This window comes from Micrococcus sp. NPDC078436 (genome assembly GCF_040702705.1).
Taxonomy (GTDB): Bacteria; Actinomycetota; Actinomycetes; order Actinomycetales; family Micrococcaceae; genus Micrococcus.
Genome location: NZ_JBFBLX010000002.1, coordinates 202,662 through 222,479, shown reverse-complemented (window position 1 = coordinate 222,479; position 19,818 = coordinate 202,662). Strand labels below are relative to the sequence as shown.

16 protein-coding genes and 2 rRNA genes are annotated in these 19,818 nt (G+C 73.2%); 14 read left to right on the top strand and 4 right to left on the bottom strand.

Annotated features, from left to right (window positions below):
- The 9 genes from AB0302_RS02605 to xerD form a co-directional block, all read left to right on the top strand.
- Positions 1–105 (top strand): 23S ribosomal RNA (locus AB0302_RS02605); the annotation flags it as partial.
- A 182-nt stretch (positions 106–287) separates the two neighbouring features.
- Positions 288–404, top strand: a 5S ribosomal RNA gene (gene rrf, locus AB0302_RS02600).
- Between the two features lie 682 nt (positions 405–1,086).
- The gene (locus AB0302_RS02595) at positions 1,087–2,055 is read left to right on the top strand and encodes a hypothetical protein (RefSeq protein WP_366370435.1); all 969 of its coding nucleotides are present in this window, start codon (positions 1,087–1,089) and stop codon (positions 2,053–2,055) included.
- Positions 2,052–2,867: an HAD-IIA family hydrolase gene (locus AB0302_RS02590; RefSeq protein WP_366370434.1), complete on the top strand. Its 816-nt coding sequence runs from the start codon at positions 2,052–2,054 to the stop codon at positions 2,865–2,867. The genes AB0302_RS02595 and AB0302_RS02590 overlap by 4 nt, the downstream gene beginning before the upstream one ends.
- Entirely contained in the window at positions 2,860–3,672 is an 813-nt protein-coding gene (locus AB0302_RS02585; protein ID WP_366370433.1) for a TlyA family RNA methyltransferase, read from the top strand. Before AB0302_RS02590 ends, AB0302_RS02585 begins: the two co-directional genes overlap by 8 nt.
- Positions 3,673–3,742: 70 nt before the next feature.
- Positions 3,743–4,840, top strand: coding sequence for an NAD kinase (locus AB0302_RS02580; protein ID WP_298988000.1), 1,098 nt, complete (start codon positions 3,743–3,745; stop codon positions 4,838–4,840).
- The gene (gene recN, locus AB0302_RS02575) at positions 4,837–6,591 is read left to right on the top strand and encodes a DNA repair protein RecN (protein WP_366370432.1); all 1,755 of its coding nucleotides are present in this window, start codon (positions 4,837–4,839) and stop codon (positions 6,589–6,591) included. The genes AB0302_RS02580 and recN overlap by 4 nt, the downstream gene beginning before the upstream one ends.
- Complete coding sequence (locus AB0302_RS02570) at positions 6,584–7,291, top strand: NUDIX hydrolase (RefSeq protein ID WP_366370431.1); 708 nt, start codon at positions 6,584–6,586, stop codon at positions 7,289–7,291. The genes recN and AB0302_RS02570 overlap by 8 nt, the downstream gene beginning before the upstream one ends.
- 98 nt (positions 7,292–7,389) lie before the next feature.
- Positions 7,390–8,316: a site-specific tyrosine recombinase XerD gene (xerD, locus tag AB0302_RS02565; RefSeq protein WP_366370443.1), complete on the top strand. Its 927-nt coding sequence runs from the start codon at positions 7,390–7,392 to the stop codon at positions 8,314–8,316.
- Positions 8,317–8,513: 197 nt separating this feature from the next.
- Here xerD and AB0302_RS02560 read toward each other — a convergent pair whose 3' ends face one another.
- The 4 genes from AB0302_RS02560 to AB0302_RS02545 form a co-directional block, all read right to left on the bottom strand.
- A complete protein-coding gene (locus tag AB0302_RS02560; RefSeq protein ID WP_366370430.1) occupies positions 8,514–9,659 on the bottom strand; it encodes a bifunctional 2-methylcitrate synthase/citrate synthase in 1,146 nt (381 codons plus the stop codon).
- A 67-nt stretch (positions 9,660–9,726) separates the two neighbouring features.
- Positions 9,727–10,665 carry a methylisocitrate lyase gene (gene prpB, locus AB0302_RS02555; protein WP_366370429.1) on the bottom strand — a complete coding sequence of 313 codons (939 nt, stop codon included), beginning with the start codon at positions 10,663–10,665 and terminating at the stop codon, positions 9,727–9,729.
- On the bottom strand, positions 10,665–12,191 hold the full coding sequence (locus AB0302_RS02550; protein WP_366370428.1) for an MmgE/PrpD family protein: 1,527 nt from the start codon (positions 12,189–12,191) through the stop codon (positions 10,665–10,667). The genes prpB and AB0302_RS02550 overlap by 1 nt, the downstream gene beginning before the upstream one ends.
- Positions 12,188–12,874: a GntR family transcriptional regulator gene (locus tag AB0302_RS02545; RefSeq protein WP_366370427.1), complete on the bottom strand. Its 687-nt coding sequence runs from the start codon at positions 12,872–12,874 to the stop codon at positions 12,188–12,190. The genes AB0302_RS02550 and AB0302_RS02545 overlap by 4 nt, the downstream gene beginning before the upstream one ends.
- 156 nt (positions 12,875–13,030) lie before the next feature.
- Here AB0302_RS02545 and AB0302_RS02540 point away from each other — a divergent pair, with 156 nt between their 5' ends.
- The 5 genes from AB0302_RS02540 to AB0302_RS02520 all read left to right on the top strand — a co-directional run bounded on the left by AB0302_RS02540 (position 13,031) and on the right by AB0302_RS02520 (position 19,816).
- Positions 13,031–14,986 (top strand): AMP-binding protein, encoded by a 1,956-nt coding sequence (locus tag AB0302_RS02540; protein ID WP_366370426.1) that lies wholly within the window; start codon positions 13,031–13,033, stop codon positions 14,984–14,986.
- Positions 14,987–15,137: 151 nt separating this feature from the next.
- On the top strand, positions 15,138–16,520 hold the full coding sequence (locus tag AB0302_RS02535) for a cation:dicarboxylase symporter family transporter (protein ID WP_319076069.1): 1,383 nt from the start codon (positions 15,138–15,140) through the stop codon (positions 16,518–16,520).
- Positions 16,521–16,727: 207 nt separating this feature from the next.
- A complete protein-coding gene (locus tag AB0302_RS02530) occupies positions 16,728–17,588 on the top strand; it encodes a ParA family protein (protein WP_248117807.1) in 861 nt (286 codons plus the stop codon).
- Positions 17,589–17,717: 129 nt separating this feature from the next.
- A complete protein-coding gene (locus AB0302_RS02525) occupies positions 17,718–18,677 on the top strand; it encodes a pseudouridine synthase (RefSeq protein ID WP_343281964.1) in 960 nt (319 codons plus the stop codon).
- On the top strand, positions 18,674–19,816 hold the full coding sequence (locus AB0302_RS02520; protein WP_366370425.1) for a prephenate dehydrogenase: 1,143 nt from the start codon (positions 18,674–18,676) through the stop codon (positions 19,814–19,816). Before AB0302_RS02525 ends, AB0302_RS02520 begins: the two co-directional genes overlap by 4 nt.
- Positions 19,817–19,818 lie beyond the last annotated feature (2 nt).

The window sequence follows — 19,818 nt, the reverse complement described above, 5'->3', positions numbered from 1 at the left end:
TGTGAGGCCCCCAGCGAGAACACTGGGTTGATAGGCTGGATGTGGAAGCGAGGACTGAAGACTCGTGGAGCTGACCAGTACTAATAGGCCGATGATTTTTACACACATGTTCCTTCTGCTGCTTCAAGCGGGAGGGGTGATGGTGCTTGCGTCCACTGTGCGGTTGTCTGATTGCAACCGGTCCTGTTCCTTGTGGGGGTGGGGTTGAGAATTGAAGAGTGTGTCACTGTTGTGTGACCCGATGGTTTCCCGCTGCGCCTGTTTGGGTGTGTAGGTGGGGTTAGGGTTACGGCGGTCATAGCGTGGGGGAAACGCCCGGTTCCATTCCGAACCCGGAAGCTAAGGCCCACAGCGCCGATGGTACTGCAACCGGGAGGTTGTGGGAGAGTAGGTCGCCGCCGGACATCTTTTGAAGAGGGAAAAGGCCCTGCACCGAGTGTGCAGGGCCTTTTTCTGTTTCCGCACCACTACGCTGGACGACAGACCTCGCGCTGCCTCGGACCTCGAGGACGAGCGCGGATTGAGCACCGCCCGATTCGTCCCTTTCCACGGGGCGGCGGGGAGAGAGGACACCACATGGCAGACGGCACCCCCCGCGAGGAGACCCCCCGAGACGATCGCCGCGATCGACCCTCCGGAGGCCGTGGGCGTCCGGAGCGCTCCTCCGACGGCGGTCAGCGTTCTCGCTCTCCCCAGGCAGGGGCGGGACGCGGGGACCGCCGTCGGGATGAGGCCGGGGGCGGTCAGCGTCGCGCCTTCTCCGGGGACCGTCGTCGCGACGACGCCGGCGGCGGAGAGCGGCGCGCGTGGGGTGGCGACCGTCGCCGCGACGATGCAGCGGGCGATCGGCGGTCCTCCTTCGGTGATCGCCGGCGCGACGGTGCGGGCAATGGCGACCGGCGCGCCTCCTCCGGCGATCGCCGCGGCGGCGCGGGGGAGCGGCGCCGGGACGACGCCCCTCAGGGAGCCCGGCGGCAGGGTGACCGTGACGCCCGCGGCGGACGTCCGTTCGAGGACCGCCGCCGCCCGGACGCCGAGCGTCAGCGCCCGGCCCACAACCCCCGGGATCTGCGCGCCGCGAACCGGGTGGACCAGGAGCGCTCCCCGGACATCGACCATGATGTGACCGGCAAGGAGCTGGACCGCGGCACTCTCAAGGAGATCGGCGGCCTCGACGAGCGCCCCGCGGAGTGGGTGGCCAAGCACCTGGTGATGGCCGGCCGCTACCTCGAGGACGATCCGGCCCTGGCGTTCCAGCACGCCCTCGCCGCATCCCGCAAGGGCGGCCGCCTCTCCCGCGTCCGCGAGGCCGTCGCGCTCACCGCCTACGCGGCGGGGGAGTACGGCGACGCCCTGCGCGAGTTCCGCACCTACCGTCGCATGACCGGCGACGACACCCACATCGCGGCGCAGGTGGACAGCGAGCGGGCCCTCGGCCGTCTCGACAAGGCGCTGCAGCTGGCCGCTGAGGTCGACCCCGTGGAGCTCAGCCGTGAGGCCCGGGTCGAGCTGGTGATGGTCGTCTCCGGCGTGCACGAGGACCTGGGTGACCTGCAGGGCGCCCACGACGCGCTCCAGATCCCCGAGCTGGACCGCCGACGCGGATACCCCTTCTCTCCGCGCCTCTTCCAGCGGCAGGCCGACGTCCTGGCAGCCCTCGGCCGACGCGAGGAGGCCCGCCTGTGGGCGCGCTCCGTCCGTGTGGCGGAGAAGGCGCTCGGCATCGGCGGGTTCGCCGAGCCCGAGATCATGGACATCGAGGTGGAGCCGGCAGAGGAGCCCGACCGGGGTGCTCGGGCCGGCGACCGGGGCGGTGCCCGCCACGGACGCGCCGATGACCGCCGCGAGGACCGTCCTCCTCGCCCCGCGAGCCCCCACGAGGAGGCGTCGGTGCCCGATGCCGCGGACACCGACGAGGCCGCTCCCTCGGTCGCCATCGACCACGACCCGGAACAGATGGCCCTCTTCGACGCTCCGGCGGACGCCTCGGCCGAGGTCCCCGCGGCAGATCGGGCCTCGGAGGACGGTGCGGCGGCGGAGGGCGACGCCCGATGACGGCCCACGGTGTGCTCCACGGACACGACGGCCTGCTCTGCGACCTCGACGGGGTCGTCTACGCCGGCGGCGCCGCGATCCCGGGTGCGGTCGAGACCCTGACCACCCTGCAGGACCGGGGTGTCCCGGTCGCGTTCGTCACCAACAACGCCTCGCGCGCCCCCGAGGCGGTCGCCGAGCACCTCACCGCGCTGGGCATCCCCGCCGAGCCGTCCCAGGTCTTCGGCTCCGCCGTTGCGGGGGCCGACCTGCTCGGGGAGACGCTCGGGTCGCAGGCCGGCCGTGTGCTCGTCGTCGGGTCGCCGTACCTGCGGGAGGTCGTGGCCGAGCGCGGCCACACCCTCGTGGAGTCCGCGGCCGAGCACCCGGATGCCGTCATCCAGGGCTTCGACCCCTCCCTCGCGTGGTCCGACCTCGCGGAGGCGGCCTACGCCGTCACCGCCGGCGCCGCGTGGGTGGCGACCAACCTCGACCGGTCCATCCCCCGGGCCGAGGGCGTCGCCCCCGGCAACGGCGCCCTCGTGGCGGCGGTCGCCCACGCGACGGGCACGTCCCCTGTGGCCGCCGGAAAGCCCGAGCCGCACCTGTTCCGCAGCGCTGCCCGCGCGCTCGGCCTCTCCCGTCCCCTCGTGGTGGGAGACCGCTTGGACACGGACATCCGCGGGGGCAACGCCGCCGGCTTCGACACCGTCCTCGTCCTCACGGGCATCGACACGCGTGCGACGGCCGAGGCGGCGCCCGCGGGGGACCGCCCCACGTGGATCGTCGCGGACCTCTCCGCCCTCCTCGAGGCGCTCGGGGCCGATGCCTGAGGTCGGACGCGCCGACGTCGTCCTGGCCGCCCGGGGCCTCGCCCGTTCCCGCACGGACGCCGCCGCCCTGATCCGCGCCGGCCAGGTCCTGGCGGACGGGACGCCGGTGCGCCGTCCCGCCCAGCCCGTGGGGCCCGGCGTCGAGCTCGCCCTCGTGGACGACGGCCCGCGGTACGTGTCCCGTGCCGCCCACAAGCTCGTGAGCGCCCTCGCGGCCTTCCCGGACGTGGCGGTCGCCGGGCGCCGCGCCCTCGACGCCGGGGCCTCCACGGGCGGCTTCACCCAGGTGCTCCTCGAACGCGGGGCCGCCCCCGTGGTGGCCGTCGACGTCGGCCACGACCAGCTGGCGGCCGAGATCCGGGCGGACGAGCGGGTGACCGTGCATGAGGGGCTGAACGTCCGCGATCTCACGGCCGCGCACACGGGAGGGCCGGTCGAGCTCGTCGTCTCCGACCTCTCCTTCATCTCCCTGCGCCTCGTGGTGGGAGCCATCGCGGGCGTGTGCACGCCCGACGCCGACCTGCTGCTCATGGTGAAGCCCCAGTTCGAGGTGGGACGGACCGCGCTGCCGCGCACCGGCGTCGTGACGGACCCCTCGGCGCGCCGGCGCGCGGTGACCGACGTGGTGGCCGCGGCGCATCGCGCAGGGCTCGAGGCCACCGGCGTGGCCCGCTCGGGCCTGCCCGGCCAGGACGGCAACGTGGAGTTCTTCCTCCGCCTGCGCGCCGCCGCCTCGCCCTCCACCGACGACGCGGCCGGGCACGCGGAGCGGCTGTGCACCGCCCGGGCCGTCGACTGGGGCTGAGGCCGCCCCGCCTGGTTATCCTGGTCGGACGCGTCCCGCCCCACCCCGCCGTCCGCCCGCGGAAGGAACCATGCCCCAGAACCCCGCACGCCGCGTCCTCGTGCTCGCCCACACCGGGCGGCAGGACGCCATCAGTGCGGCGCTCCAGGCCACCGCGGCACTCGCGGACGAGGGCCTGAGCACCGTGATGCTCGAGCAGGACATCCGGGCCATCCGTGAGGCGGCCGACGAGCCGGACGGCTTCGCGCCCCTCACCCTCGGCGTGGACTGCGCGCTGACCGACGTCGCCCTCGGACTCGTGCTCGGCGGCGACGGCTCGGTGCTGCGCGCCGCCGACTTCGTGCGCGGGCACGGGGTCCCGCTCCTCGCCGTCAACCTCGGCCACGTCGGCTTCCTCGCCGAGTCGGAGCGCACCGACCTGCACCGCACGGTCCAGGCGATCGCGGACGAGGCGTACGTGGTCATCGAGCGGATGGCGCTCGACGTCGTGGTCCGGGTGGACGGGCACGAGGTGGCCCGCACGTGGGCGCTGAACGAGGCCTCCGTCGAGAAGTCGAACCGGGAGCGCATGCTGGAGGTCGTCGTCTCGGTGGACGACTCGCCGCTGACGGCCTTCGGCTGCGACGGTGTCGTCCTGGCCACCCCGACCGGCTCCACCGCCTACGCGTTCTCCGCGGGCGGTCCCGTGGTGTGGCCCGGGGTGGAGGCCCTGCTGTTCGTGCCCATCAGCGCCCACGCCCTCTTCGCCAAGCCGTGCGTGGTCGGCCCGCGCAGCACGATCGCCGTGGACGTCATGACCCGCACGCGGGAGACCGGCGTGCTGTGGTGCGACGGCCGCCGCACCGTCGAGCTGCCGCCCCAGGCGCGGGTCGAGGTGTCCCGCTCGGCGGAGCCGGTGCGGCTGGCCCGGCTGAACCCCACCCCCTTCGCGGAGCGCCTCGTGCGCAAGTTCCGCCTGCCCACCGAGGGGTGGCGTGGCCCCGTGACGGCCGAGGAGAGGGACGCGGCCGCGGGCTATGCCGTGGAGACGGTCGAGCCGCGGCACGCGGGTCCGCGTCCTGAGGTCGTCGCCCCGGCCACCGCCAGCCTGCCCGTGCTCTCCCCGGAGGAGCTGCGGCGGCACCGGGAAGAGGGCCGCCCGTGGCGCCGCTCGGAGGAGGGCTCGTGATCGACGTCCTGCGCATCTCCGGTCTCGGGGTGATCGGGGAGGCCAGCGTGGAGCTGGACCCCGGCTTCACCGTCGTCACCGGTGAGACCGGCGCCGGCAAGACCATGGTGGTCACCGCGCTCGGCCTGCTGCTGGGCGCGCGGGCCGACGCCGGCGTGGTCCGGCGCGGCGCCAGGTGCGCCGCGGTGGATGCCGAGGTCCGCGTCCCCGAGGGGCACGCGGCGCTGGCGCTCGCGGAGGGGGCCGGCGCCGTCGTCGACGAGGCGGACGAGGCCGGGGTGCGCGACCTGGTGCTCAGCCGTTCCGTGACCGCGTCCGGGGACGGCACCCGGTCCCGCGCGAGCGCGGGAGGACGCACGGTCCCGGTGGGGCTGCTCTCCGAGATCGGCTCCACGCTCGTCGCCGTGCACGGCCAGAACGACCAGGTGCGCCTGCAGAGCGCGCAGGCCCAGCGGCGCGCCCTCGACGCGTTCGGCGGGCCGCCGCTGCAGGCCGTGCTCGCCGCCTACCGCAGCGACCACGCGGCGTGGAGCGCCGCCCGCCGTGAACGCGACGAGCTCAGCACCCACCAGCAGGAGCGCGCCCGCGAGGCCGAGGCCCTGCAGCGCTCCCTCGAGGAGATCGACCTCGCCCAGCCGGCCGCGGGGGAGGACGAGGAGCTGCGGACGCGGATCCGCCGCCTCGAGGACGTCGAGGAGCTGCGCGCCGCCTCCGGCACCGCGTATGCCCACCTGACGGGCGGCGACGTGGACGCCGCCGAGGAGATCCCCGGGGCCGTGGCTCTCGTGGAGGCGGCCCGGCAGGCCCTGGCGGCCGCCCCCGGGAAGGACGCGGACCTCGAGGCCGCGGCGGCGCGCCTGGCCGAGGCCTCCCTCGTGCTCACGGACATCGCCGGGGACCTCGCGGGCTACGGCGCCGACCTCGACGCCGACGCCGCCGGAGACCTCGACGCCGCCCAGTCCCGGCTGGCCGAGCTCACCCGTCTCCAGCGCCTCTACGGGCCCGAGCTCACGGACGTCGTGGCGTGGGCCGAGACGCAGCGCCCGCGCCTCGACGAGCTGCAGGGAGACACCGGCCGCCTCGAGGAGCTCGACGCGGAGCTCGCCCGCCTGGACGCCGTCCTGCGCGAGCGCGCCGCGGAGCTCAGCGCCCTGCGCGCCGCCGCCGCCGAGCAGCTGGAGGCGGCCGTCACCGAGGAGCTGCACGCCCTGTTCATGCCGGACGCGTCCTTCCACGTGGGCCTCACCCCCCTGCCCGGGGAGGAGCTCGGACCGCACGGCGCGGAGGAGGTGGCCCTCGCGCTGCGCCCGCACGCCGGCTCCGAGCCGCGTCCACTGGGCCGCGGCGCCTCGGGCGGCGAACTGAGCCGCGTGATGCTCGCGCTCGAGGTCGTCCTGGCCGCCACGGACCCGGTGCCCACCTTCGTCTTCGACGAGGTCGACGCCGGCGTGGGCGGCGAGGCCGCCGTGCGCATCGGCGCCCGCCTGGCCCGCCTGGCCCGCCACGTGCAGGTGATCGCCGTGACCCACCTGCCCCAGGTGGCCGCCTACGCGGACCGCCACGTGCGCGTGGAGAAGAACTCGGATCCCGGAGCGGGCGTGACCGTCTCCGACGTCGTGACCCTCAGCGAGGAGGAACGCGTCGAGGAGCTGGCCCGCATGCTGGCCGGCCACGGGGACTCCGCGGCCGCCCGGGCCCACGCCCGAGAGCTGCTCGAATCCCGCACCCACGAGGAGGACGACGATGCCTGAGATCCCCGCCGCCGCGGGCCGCGCCCCGCTGCGCGACCTGCACGTCCCGCGCAAGGTGAAGAAGGCCAAGACCGTGTTCGAGGGGCGCGTGTGGGACATCGCCCGCGAGACCTTCCGGCTGGACCCGGCCGAGAAGGAGGTCGAGCCGATCACGCGCGAGCTCATGGTGCACCCCGGCGCCGTCGCCGTGCTGGCCCTGCGCACCGCCATGACCGGGGCCGGACCGCAGGAGCAGGTCGCCCTCGTGCGGCAGTACCGGCACCCCGTGGGCATGGAGCTGTGGGAGATCCCGGCCGGGCTGCGGGACGTGGACGGCGAGGCGCTCCACGAGGTCGCCGTGCGCGAGCTGCACGAGGAGGCGGACCTGCGCGCCGACGAGTGGCACACCCTCGTGGACTACTTCACCACCCCGGGCGGCTCCACCGAGGCCATCCGCGTGTTCCTCGCCCGGAAGGTGCGCGAGGTGGGGGAGGAGGAGCGCTTCGCCCGCACCGACGAGGAGGCCGACATGCCGCTGGCCTGGGTGGGCGTGGACGAGGTCGTCGACGCCGTCCTCGACGGACGGGTGCACAACCCCTCCACCGTGGTGGCCGTGCTCGCCCTCCAGGCGCACCGCGCGCGCGGCTGGCGGCGGCTGCGCCCCGTGGACGCCCCGTTCGTGCCGGACCGGCAGGGCCCGGGGGCGGACTGGCCCGCGTGAACGCGGCGAGGACGACGACGGCCGGCGGCCCGGGGGGACAGGGCGGGCCCGGCGAGACCGGGCGCGAACCCGACGCACCCTCGCCGCTCGCGGCCCCGATCCGGCGACATCTGGACCACCTCGCCGTCGAGCGGGGACTGGCCGCGAACACGCTGGCCGCGTACCGGCGCGACCTCGAGCGCTACCGGGCCTGGCTGGACGCACACGGCATCAACGAGCCGCGCGCCGTGGAGCCGGGGCACGTCTCCGGCTTCCTCCAGGCGCTCGGCTCCGGAGCCGACGGCGGCCGTCCCCTCGCGGTGCGCTCGGCCGCGCGGGTGCTCGCCGCGGTGCGCGGCCTGCATCGGTTCTGGGCGCTCGAGGGGATCACCGAGTCCGACCCCGCGCGGGACGTCCACCCCCCGCGGCCCGGTGCCCGCCTCCCGAAGGCGCTGCCCGTGGAGCAGGTGACCGCGCTGCTCGAGTCCGTCTCCGTGGACACCCCGGCTGGGCTGCGCGACCGCGCCCTGCTGGAGTTCCTGTACGGCACCGGAGCGCGCATCTCCGAGGTCGTCGGCCTGGACGTGGACGACGTCGTGGGGCTCAGGGGCGTCGAGGACGGCGACGGCGGCCAGCCCGTGGTGCGCCTGTTCGGCAAGGGCTCGAAGGAGCGCGTGGTGCCCGTCGGCTCGTACGCGTCCGAGGCCCTCGAGGCGTGGCTCGTGCGGGGCCGGCCCGCGATGGTGGGCGGGGCGACGGCCTCCTCGCCCGCGCTGTTCGTGAACCGGCGCGGCGGGCGGCTCTCCCGGCAGTCCGCATGGGCCGTGCTGAAGCGAGCGGCGGAGCGCGCCGGGATCGACGCCGAGGTCTCCCCGCACACGCTGCGCCACTGCTTCGCCACACACCTGCTGGCCGGCGGCGCGGACGTGCGCGTCGTGCAGGAGCTGCTCGGCCACGCCTCCGTCACCACCACGCAGGTGTACACGCTCGTCACCGTCGAGTCGCTGCGCGAGGTCTACGCCACGGCGCACCCGCGGGCACGCTGATCCGCGCACGCTGACCCGGGCCGGCACGACGACGGCGGGCCGCCTCCCGTGTGGGGGGCGACCCGCCGTCGTCGTGGGTCAGGTCGTGACGGCCGGTCCGGCCGCGGCCCTGGATCTGACCCCGCAGGCTGGTCACGACACGCCGTGTGCCGTTCGTGCAGACGGCGTGTCGTGACCACTCTGCGGCGAGGGGGTGCTCACTGCTGGGGCAGCTCGCGCTGCTCGGGGCCGTCGTAGGCCGAGAGGGGGCGGATCAGCGCGTTGGAGGCGCGCTGCTCCATGATGTGAGCGGTCCAGCCGGTGATGCGCGCGGCGATGAAGATCGGCGTGAACATCTCGGTGTCGAAGCCCATGAGGTGGTAGGTCGGGCCGGCCGGGTAGTCGAGGTTCGGCTTGATCTGCTTCGCCTCGTCCATGGCCTGCTCGAGACCGTCGTACAGGCCGAGCATCTCGGCGCGGCCGTAGTGCTCGATCATGCGGTCCAGCGCGGCCTTCATGGTGGGCACCCGGGAGTCGCCCTTCTTGTACACGCGGTGCCCGAAGCCCATGACCTTCTTCTTCTGGGCCAGCGCGTCCTCCATCCACGCCTTCGACCGGGCGGCGGCGTCCTCGCGGGACTCCTCCTTGCGGATGCCGATCTCGTCGAAGGTATGCATGACGGCCTCGTTCGCGCCGCCGTGCAGCGGGCCCTTGAGCGCGCCGATCGCGCCGGTCACGGCCGAGTGCAGGTCGGAGAGCGTGGAGGTGATGACGCGCGCCGTGAAGGTGGACGCGTTGAAGGAGTGCTCGGCGTAGAGCACCATCGAGACGCGGAACGCGTCCACCACCTCGGGGGCGGCCTCCTCGGCGAACGTCATCCAGAGGAAGTTCTGCGAGTAGTCCAGGTCCTCGCGGGGCTCCACGACGTCCTGGCCGCGGCGGCGGCGCTGGTCGTAGGCGACGACGGCCGGGAACGCCGCGAACAGCGCCTTGGCCTTCTCCAGCTCGGCCTCCGGGGAGGAGTCCTCCGCCTTCGGGTGGTTGGCGCCCAGCACGGACACGGCGGTGCGGCCCACGTCCATGGGGTGGCAGTCCGTGGGGAGCAGGTCGATCGCGGCCTTCACCTTCGGGTCCAGGGCGCGGTGGGCGCGCTCGAAGCGCTCGAACTCGGAGAGCTCCTCGTCCGAGGGCAGCTCGCCGGTCCAGAGCAGCAGCGCGACGGCCTCGAACGGCAGGCTCGCCGCGAGGTCCTGCACGGGGTAGCCGCGGTAGAGCAGGGAGTTGGTCTCGGGGTTGACCTTGGAGACCGCCGTGGTGTCCACGACGACGCCGGCCAGGCCCTTCTTGATCTCGGTCTCGGTCATGATGTGCCTCCTAGAGGAGAGGCGGCCCGCCCGGGCGGGCGGGCCGCGGTGGTGTCAACGGTGACGGTCAGAGAGTGGCGTTGTTGGACTCGATGTCCGTGGTCGGCACGTCGAAGTTGAAGATGCCGGTGTCGAAGGCGTTGTAGGCCTCGTAGTCCACGAGCTCGTACAGGCGGGCGCGGGTGAGCATGTGCTCCACCTGCGACTGCTGGGTGCCCTCGGACGAGATCGCGTCGAGCACACGCTCGGCGGCGCCCATCGCGGAGCGCAGCAGGGTCACCGGGTAGATGACCATGGCCACGCCCGCCTCCGCCAGCTGCTCACGGGTGAACAGCTCGGACTTGCCGAACTCGGTCATGTTGGCCAGCACGGGCACGCCGAGCGGGGCGAGCTCGCGGCACACGGTCTCGAACTCGGAGATGTCCTTGAGCGCCTCCGGGAAGATCGCGTCCGCGCCGGCCTCCACGAGCGCCTTCATGCGGGCGATCGCGGCGTCCAGGCCCTCGACGGCGCGCAGGTCGGTGCGCGCCATGATGAGGAAGTTCGGGTCCCGGCGGGCGTCCACCGCAGCGGCGATGCGCTTGACGGCGGTGTCCAGGTCCACCATGTTCTTGCCGTCGAGGTGGCCGCACCGCTTCGGGTTGAACTGGTCCTCGATGTGGCATCCGGCGAGTCCGGCGTTCTCGAGCTCCTGCACGGTGCGGGCCACGTTCATCGGCTCGCCGAAGCCCGTGTCCGCGTCGATCAGGCAGGGCAGGTCCGTGAGGCGGGCGATCTGCCCGCCGCGCTGGGCCACCTCGGTCAGCGTGGTCAGCCCGACGTCGGGCAGGCCGAGCTCATTGGCGAGCACGGCTCCGGAGATGTAGACGCCCGGGAACCCCTTCTCCTCGATGAGCTTCGCGGTGAGCGGGGTGAACGCGCCGGGGAACTGCTGCGCGCCGCCCTTCGCGAGGGTCTCGCGGAGGTCCCTGCGCTTCTGCTCGGCGGTCTTGGTGGAGTACAGCATCAGAAGAGGCCCTTCGGAGCGGCGGCCAGGTCGGCCTCGGACAGGTAGGCCGGGTCGGCCTTGACGTTGAGCTGGTCCAGCTCACCGGCCTCCAGCTCGGACACGCGCTGGGCGGCCGCGAGGAAGCGGTCCTGCTCCTCGGGCGTGACGATGCCCTCGGCGAGGGTGCGGAACTTCTGGATGTACTGCTCGCGGGAGAACGGGCGCGCGCCGAGCGGGTGCGCGTCGGCCACAGCGATCTCGTCCGTGATGACGGTGCCGTCGGTCAGCGTGATCTCCACGGCGCCGCCGAACGCCTTCTCGGACAGGTCGAGGGAGTGGTACCGGCGGGTCCACTCGGGATCCTCCACCGTGGTGACCTTGTGCCACAGCTCCACGGTGTCCGGGCGCGCGGCGCGCTCCGGGGCGTAGGAGTCCACGTGGTGCCACGCGCCGTCCTGGAGGGCCACCGTGAAGATGTAGGGGATCGAGTGGTCGAGGGTCTCGCGGGACGCCGTCGGGTCGTACTTCTGGGGGTCGTTCGCGCCGGAGCCGATGACGTTGTGGGTGTGGTGCGAGGTCTTGATCAGCACGGACGCCACGTTCTTCGGGTCCGTGGCCTCGGGGTGCTCGCCGTGCAGCTTGCGGGCGAGGTCGATCCAGGCCTGCGCCTGGTACTCCGCGGAGTGCTCCTTGGTGTAGGTGTCCAGGATGCCGCGCTTGGGCTCGCCCTTCTCGGGCAGCGGGACCTCGTAGGAGGCGTCCGGGCCGTCGAGCATCCACGCGATGACACCGTCCTCGCCCTCGTAGATCGGCACGGGGGAGGTCTGGCCGCGCATCGCGCGGTCCGCGGCCTCGACGGCCATCTTGCCGGCGAAGGCCGGGGCGTGGGCCTTCCACGTGGAGATCTCCCCCTTGCGGGACTGGCGGGTGGCCGTCGTCGTGTGCAGGCCCTGGCCGATGGCCTGGAAGATCGTCTCGGCGTCGAGGCCGAGGAGCGTGCCGATGCCGGCGGAGGCCGAAGGGCCGATGTGCGCGACGTGGTCGATCTTGTGGCCGTACAGGTTGATGGACTTCACGAGGTCCACCTGCACCTCGTAGCCGGTCGCGATGCCGCGCACGAGGTCCTTGCCGGAGCGGCCCGTGTGCTGGGCGACCGCGAGGATCGGCGGGATGTTGTCGCCGGGGTGGGAGTACTCGGCGGCCAGGAACGTGTCGTGGTAGTCGAGCTCGCGCACGGCCACGCCGTTGGCCCAGGCCGCCCACTCGGGGGAGACCTTCTGGTCGATGCCGAACACGGTGGCGCCCTCGCCGCCGGTGGAGGCGGGGTGGGCGAGCGCCTGGGCGCGGGCGGCGACGATCGGGCCGCGCTTGAGCGAGGCGACGGCGACGGAGGCGTTGTCGATGATGCGGTTGACGATCATCTCCTCCACCTCCGGGAGGATCTCCACCGGGTCCACGGCGACCTCGGCGAGCTTCATGGCGAGCTGGTCCTTGCGCTCGAGGTTCTCCTCGGAGCGGTGGACGCGGACGTGGTGGTTCTTCATGGTCGGTCTCCTTCGGTGGGGGTCAGCAGGGCCCCGGCGTCGTCGCGACGGCTCCGGGTGAGGTGGTGGAAGGCGTGGTGCAGGTGGACGCGGGTGGTGGCCTCGGCCAGGTCGGCGGCGCCGGAGGCGACGGCGGACGCGATGTCCGCGTGCTCCTCGGCGGAGGTGGCCAGGCGTGCCGGGTCGTTCGCCGCGAGCCGGCGCAGGCGCGCGAGGTGCAGGCGCAGCGTCCGCAGGGTCGAGACGAGGTACGGGTTGTCCGCCGCGGCGTCGAGCGAGGCGTCCAGCTCGGACGTCATCGCGTAGTAGGCGGTCGGGTCGGACCCCGCGCGCAGGGACGGCGCGGCGGCCGCGAACCGCTCGGCCAGATCGGCCAGCGACTCGGCCGCCTCGTCCGTCGCCCGCTGGGCGGCTCGCCGGGCGAGGAGGGACTCGAGCGCGATCCGCAGCTCGAACAGCTGGTCCGCCTGCTCGAGGGAGATGTCGGCCACGACGGCGCCGCGCCCCGTGGCCTGTTCGGCCAGGCCGTCCGCGACGAGCCGGGAGATGGCCTCCCGGACCGGGGTGCGGGAGATCCCCAGCCGCTCGGCCAGCTCGACCTCGGCGAGCCCGGCGCCGGGCGGCAGGGACCAGTCGAGGATCTCCGTCCTCAGCGTCTGGTAGGCCCGCTCACTCGCTCGCATGCCAGAAGTGTATACACGGGCACCCCCCACCGCCAAGGCCCCATCGGGGTGAATGCGCCTGAGAATCGCCTCGGTGTTCTCAATCAGGCCTGCCGTTGCGAGAACATGTATACAGAAACCCTTGATCTCTGTGATGTGGCGCACTACGATCGCGGCATGGCGACTCCCGACGCATCCCCGGCCCCCGGCACCCGCAGCTCCTACGCAGACGTCCACGCCCGCTCCCTCGCCGACCCGGAGGGGTTCTGGCTCGAGGCCGCCCAGGCGATCGACTGGACCACCCCGCCCACGCGCGCGGTCGACTCCTCGAACGCGCCCCTGCACCGCTGGTTCCCGGACGGCGTCCTGAACACCGCCCACAACTGCCTGGACCGCCACGTGGACGCCGGCCGCGGCGACGCGCTCGCGCTGGTCCACGACTCGGCGATGACCGGCACGGTCACCCGCTACACCTACGCGCAGTTGCGGGACGAGGTGGCCGCGCTCGCGGGCGCCCTCGCGGCCCAGGGGGTGGGCAAGGGGGACCGCGTGCTCGTCTACCTGCCGATGATCCCGCAGGCGCCCGTCGCGATGCTCGCGTGCGCCCGCCTCGGCGCCGTCCACTCGGTGGTCTTCGGCGGCTTCGCCCCGCGCGAGCTCGCCGCCCGCATCGACGACGCCGCGCCCGACGTCGTGCTGACGTGCTCGGGCGGCATCGAGCCGAAGCGCCGCGTGGAGTACCTGCCCGCCGTCGCCGAGGCGCTCGAGACGGCTTCGCACCCGGTGCGGACGGTCCTCGTCCACCACCGCGACGGCTTCGAGACCGCGCTGGCCGACGTCGCCGAGCGTGGGGGAGCGGCGTGGAAGGACTGGGACGAGGCCGTGGCCGCCGCTGAGCCGGCCGCCTGCGTGGACGTCGCCGCCACCGATCCGCTCTACGTGCTCTACACCTCCGGGACCACGGGCAGGCCCAAGGGTGTGGTCCGGGACAACGGCGGACACGCCGTGGCCCTGCGGTGGACCATGGAGAACATCTACGACGTCGGCCCGGACCAGGCCATGTGCACCGCCTCGGACGTGGGCTGGGTGGTGGGCCACTCCTACATCGTCTACGGTCCGCTGCTGGCCGGGGCGACCACCGTCATGTACGAGGGCAAGCCCGTGGGCACGCCCGATGCGGGGGCGTTCTGGCGCCTGATCGAGGACCACGGCGTCCGCTCCTTCTTCACGGCCCCCACCGCGCTGCGCGCCATCCGCCGTCAGGACCCCGAGGGCGCGCTCATGAAGGAGCACGATCTCAGCACGCTCGCGCACTTCTACGCCGCCGGCGAGCGCCTGGACCCGGAGACCCAGCGCTGGATCGAGGGCCTGCTGGGCATGCCGGTCATCGACCACTGGTGGCAGACGGAGACGGGCTGGGCGATCGCCGCGAACCCGGTGGGGCTGGAGGAGCTGCCCGTGAAGATCGGCTCCTCGTCCGTGCCCTCGCCCGGATTCGACCTCGTGGTGCTGGACGGCCTGGGCGAGCCGGTGGGCCCCGGAGAGGAGGGGAACATCGCGGTGCGCCTGCCTCTGCCCCCGGGCACCCTGCCCACCCTGTGGGGCGACGACCAGCGGTACATCGACTCCTACCTCTCCGCCTTCGAGGGCCACTACGCGACGGGCGACTCGGGCCTCGTGGACGAGGACGGCTACGTGTTCGTCCTGGGCCGCACCGACGACGTCATCAACGTGTCCGGGCACCGCCTCTCCACAGGCGTCCTCGAGGCGGCGCTCGCCGCGCACCCGGCCGTGGCGGAGTGTGCCGTCGTCGGGCTCGCGGATCCGCTCAAGGGCCAGCGCCCCTTCGGCTACGTGGTGCTCAAGTCCGGGGTGGAGACGCCGGAGCCGGGCTCCCCGGCGGAGGCCGCGCTCCTCGAGGAGCTGCGCCAGGCGGTGCGGCGGGGCGTGGGCCCCGTGGCCGACTTCCGCGACGTCGCGATCGTGGACGCCCTGCCCAAGACCCGCTCCGGCAAGATCCTGCGCAAGACCATGCGCCAGATGGCGGACGGCGAGGAGTACACGGTGCCCTCCACGATCGAGGACGCCTCCGTCCTGGACGATCTGCGCCGGCTCCTGCACCCGCAGCGCTGAGGCCGCGTCGAGGGCACGCGCCGTGACGGGGGTGGGAAGGCCGGCCGGCCTCTCCCGCCCCCGTCGCAATGCCGTGCGTGGCCGAAGTGGCGCTCATCTCATCTTAGGGTGATCCTTGACATCTCTCGCACTCTCTGAAAGGACCGTGCCCATGGCGCACTCGACCGCCGCCGCACCGCCCACGGCGAAGCAGCCGAAGGACCGCACCCACTGGCTCTACATCTCCGTGATCGCCTCGGTGGTCCTCGGCGCCCTCGTGGGCCTGCTGTTCCCGGAGTTCGGCAAGTCCCTCAAGCCCCTGGGCGACGGCTTCGTCTCCCTCATCAAGATGATGATCGGCCCGGTCATCTTCTGCACGATCGTGCTCGGCATCGGCTCGATCGCCAAGGCCGCCACCGTCGGCAAGGTCGGCGGCATCGCGCTGCTCTACTTCATCACGATGTCCACCTTCGCCCTGGCCATCGGCCTCGTGGTCGGCAACTTCGTGCACCCGGGCGAGGGCCTGGCCCTGAAGCCCTATGACCCGAGCGCCCCCAAGCCGGAGATGGACTCCACGGTCAAGTTCCTGCTGGACATCATCCCGGGCTCCGTGCCCGTGCTCCCCGTGCTGTTCGTGGCGCTGCTCGTGGGCTTCGCGCTGCAGCAGATGGGCCCGGCCGGCGCGCCGCTGCTGCGCGGCCTCACGCTCATCCAGGGCGTCGTGTTCCGCATCCTCATGATGATCATGTGGATCGCTCCCATCGGCGCCTTCGGGGCGATCGCCGCCGTCGTCGGGTCCACGGGCTGGTCCGCGATCGGCGCCATGCTCCTGCTGATGGGCTCGTTCTACCTGACCTGCATCCTGTTCATCACCCTGATCCTGGGCACCCTCTTGAAGGTGGTCACGGGCCTGAGCATCTTCTCGCTCATGAAGTACCTGGGCCGCGAGTACCTGCTCATCTTCGCCACGAGCTCCTCCGAGTCCGCCCTGCCGCGCCTGATCGCCAAGATGGAGCACGCCGGCGTGCACAAGTCCGTGGTCGGCGTGACCGTGCCCACCGGCTACTCCTTCAACCTGGACGGCACCGCCATCTACCTGACGATGGCCGCCCTCTTCGTCTCCAACGCGATGGGGATGGAGATGAACCTCGGCGAGCAGGTCGGCCTGCTGCTCTTCATGATCATCGCCTCCAAGGGCGCCGCCGGCGTGACGGGCGCCGGCCTGGCCACCCTGGCCGCCGGCCTGCAGGCGCACCGCCCCGAGCTGCTCGGCGGCATGGGCGTGATCGTGGGCATCGACAAGTTCATGTCCGAGGCCCGCGCGCTCACCAACTTCACCGGCAACGCCGTGGCCACCCTCCTCATCGGCCGCTGGGTCGGGGAGCTCGACGGGGAGCGCGCGCGCGCCGTCCTCGCCGGCGAGGTGAAGTTCGACGAGGCCTCCGTGGTCGGTCACGACGTCGTCGAGTCGCCCACGGCCGCCGAGCAGGCGTTCGAGGGCCACCCCGGGTCGAGCCTGCACACCGCGATCCCGGACGAGGCGACGCGCCGCTGACCGGATGGCGCACGCGCCGCCGTCGCGGAGGGGCCGGGGGCTGCTGCCCTCGGCCCCTCGGCGTCTCCGCCCAGGCACTAGGGTGGAGGGCGAGCATCGCGCCGACGGCAGCCGCGCGCCCGTGACCGGGCGAGGCGCCGGCAGGGCGCCACACCCCCCGTGGAAGGAGCCGGCACCGCCGTGACCTCGAAGGAACCCACCCCCGTCATGACCATCCACGGGGAGCCCGTGATCGGCCCCACCGGCCGCCCCAAGCACGAGTTCCCCGAGCCTGCGCCCCTGGAGGGCCACGGCCCGGCCCGCATCATCTCGATGGTGAACCAGAAGGGCGGCGTCGGGAAGACGACGTCGACCATCAACCTGGGCGCCGCCCTCGCCGGGTACGGGCGCCGAGTGCTCATGGTGGACTTCGATCCCCAGGGCGCGCTCTCCGCGGGCCTCGGCGCGAGCCCCCACGAGCTCGACACCACCGTGTACAACGTGCTCATGGAGCGCTCCGTGACGGCGCGGGACGCGATCCTGCGGACCCCCTTCGAGAACATGGACCTGCTGCCGGCCAACATCGACCTCTCGGCCGCGGAGGTGCAGCTCGTGAACGAGGTGGCCCGGGAGCAGGTGCTCGACCGGGCCCTGCGCCAGGTGCGCGACGACTACGACGTGGTCCTCATCGACTGCCAGCCCTCCCTCGGCCTGCTCACCGTGAACGCGCTGACGGCCTCCCACGGCGTGATCATCCCGCTCACCGCGGAGTTCTTCGCGCTGCGCGCCGTCGCGCTGCTCGTGGAGACCATCGAGAAGGTCCAGGATCGGCTCAACCCTGACCTGGAGATCGACGGCGTGCTGGCCACGATGTTCGACCAGCGCACCCTCCACTCGAAGGAGGTCGTGGGCTCGCTCGTGGCCGGCTTCGGGGACAAGGTGTTCGAGACCGTGATCAAGCGCTCCATCAAGTTCGCCGACGCGACCGTGGCCGCCACGCCGATCACCAGCTACGCCGAGAACCACGACGGCGCCCGGGCCTACCGCCAGCTCGCCCGCGAGCTCATCAGCCGCGGCGGCGCCCCGTGATCCGCTGAGCGTCCGGGATCTGCGACAATGGAGGGTGCACGCGTGCGAACCGCCGCGTGAACCCCTCCGCATTCCGGCCCCTGGCGGCCGATCTGCGGTCGAACGCCTCCCGGAAGGAAGCACCCTCCCATGAACTCCCGCAAGCCGCGAGGCTCCGGACGAACCCCCGCCGTCGGACGACGAGGCGGCCCGTTCCAGGAGCGCGACTTCCAGCGTCAGATCGGCCCCCGCCGCGGGGCCGCCGCCCGTCCGCAGGACGAGGCCCCCTTCGACGAGAACGCCGTCGAGCGCCCCCGCGGGCGTCGCGGCCGCGGCGCCGGCGCCGCCCGCGCGAAGGCCGCGGACCTCACGGGCGTCCACACCGAGGACGGCGAGCGCCTCCAGAAGGTGCTGGCCTCGGCCGGCGTCGCGTCCCGTCGCGTGTGCGAGGACCTGATCGCCGAGGGCCGCGTGGAGGTCAACGGCAAGATCGTCACCGAGCCCGGCGTCCGCGTGGAGCCCCGCTCCGCCGTGATCCGCGTGGACGGCATCACGGTGCAGACGGACACCTCCCGTCAGTACCTCGTCTTCAACAAGCCCCGCGGCGTCATCTCCACGATGATCGACCCCGAGGCCCGTCCCTCGATCGCCACGTACCTCAAGCCGGGCCAGGAGCACCTCTTCCACGTGGGCCGCCTGGACAACGAGACCGAGGGGCTGCTGCTCCTCACCAACGACGGCGAGCTGGCCAACCGCCTCACCCACCCCAGCTACGAGGTCCCCAAGACCTACGTGGTGCAGACGCGCGGCCCGCTCGCGAAGGGCGTGTCCAACCGCCTGCGCGAGGGCATCGAGCTCGAGGACGGCATCGCCAAGGTGGACTCCTTCAAGCTCGTGGACTCGACGCCGGGCCACGTGCTCGTCGAGGTCGTCCTGCACTCGGGCAAGAACCGGATCGTGCGCCGCCTCTTCCAGGAGATCGGCCACCCCGTGGAGCGTCTCGTCCGCGTGAAGGTGGGCCCGATCCTCCTGGGCGACCAGAAGCAGGGCAGCGTCCGTCCGCTCTCGCAGCAGGAGCTGGGCCACCTCAAGGCCCTGGTCGGGCTGTGAGCACCGCCGAGGCGCCCGCCGCCGCGGTCGGCGTCCCGGATCCCGTGCTCATCCGCGGCACGGGCCTGCTCGGCACCTCGATCGGCATCGGCCTCAGCGCGGCCGGGTCCACCGTGCTCCTCCACGACCCCTCGCCCTCGGCGAGCGGCGTGGCCCAGGACATCGGGGCCGGCGTCGCGGTGGACCTCGACGGCGACGCCCTCCGGGACACCCCGCCCGTCCTCGTGGTGGTGGCGGCGCCGCCGGACGTGACGGCCGCCGTCGTGGTGGACTCGCTGCGGCGCTGGCCGGGCGCCGTCGTGGTGGACATCGCCTCCGTCAAGGAGGGCGTGGCCCGCGCGGTGCGGGAGGCCGTGGAGCGCGGGGAGATCTCCGCCGCCGACGCCGATCGCCACCTGGGCACCCACCCCATGGCCGGCTCCGAGCGCTCGGGCCCCGTGGCCGCCCGCGGGACGCTGTTCACGGCAAGCCCGTGGGTGCTGTGCCCCGAGCCCACGACCGCGCCGACGGCCCTGGCGGCGGGGGAGGCTCTCGCCCGCGTCCTGAAGGCGACCCCGTCCCGCATGGACGCGCAGGCGCACGACGAGGCGGTGGCCCTGATCTCGCACCTCCCCCAGATCGCGGCCTCCCTCGTGGCGGCGCGACTGCAGGACACCGCGGACGCGTCGCTCGCGCTCGCGGGCAACGGGCTGCGGGACACCACCCGGATCGCCGCGTCGGACCCGCAGCTGTGGGTGCAGATCCTGGCGGGCAACGCCGAGCGGATCATGCCTGCCCTGCGCAGCCTCCGGGACGACCTGGACGGCCTGCTCGACGTGCTCGAGGAGCCGGCGGCGCCGGGCGCGCGCCTGGGGATCGCCCGGCTCATCGCCGAGGGGAACGCGGGCCGGGCCCGCATCCCCGGCAAGCACGGGACGCCGCCTCAGGCGTTCGCCGTGGTGACCGTGGTCGTCGACGACGCCCCGGGCCAGATCGCAGCGCTCCTGGAGGCCGTCGGCCGCACGGGCGTCAACGTGGAGGACCTGCGCCTCGAGCACGCCTCCGGGCATCGGGCGGGCATGGTGGACGTGTCCGTGCTGCCCGGATGCAAGGACGAACTCGTGTCGGCACTGGCCGACGCCGGATGGAAGGTGGTCTGAGG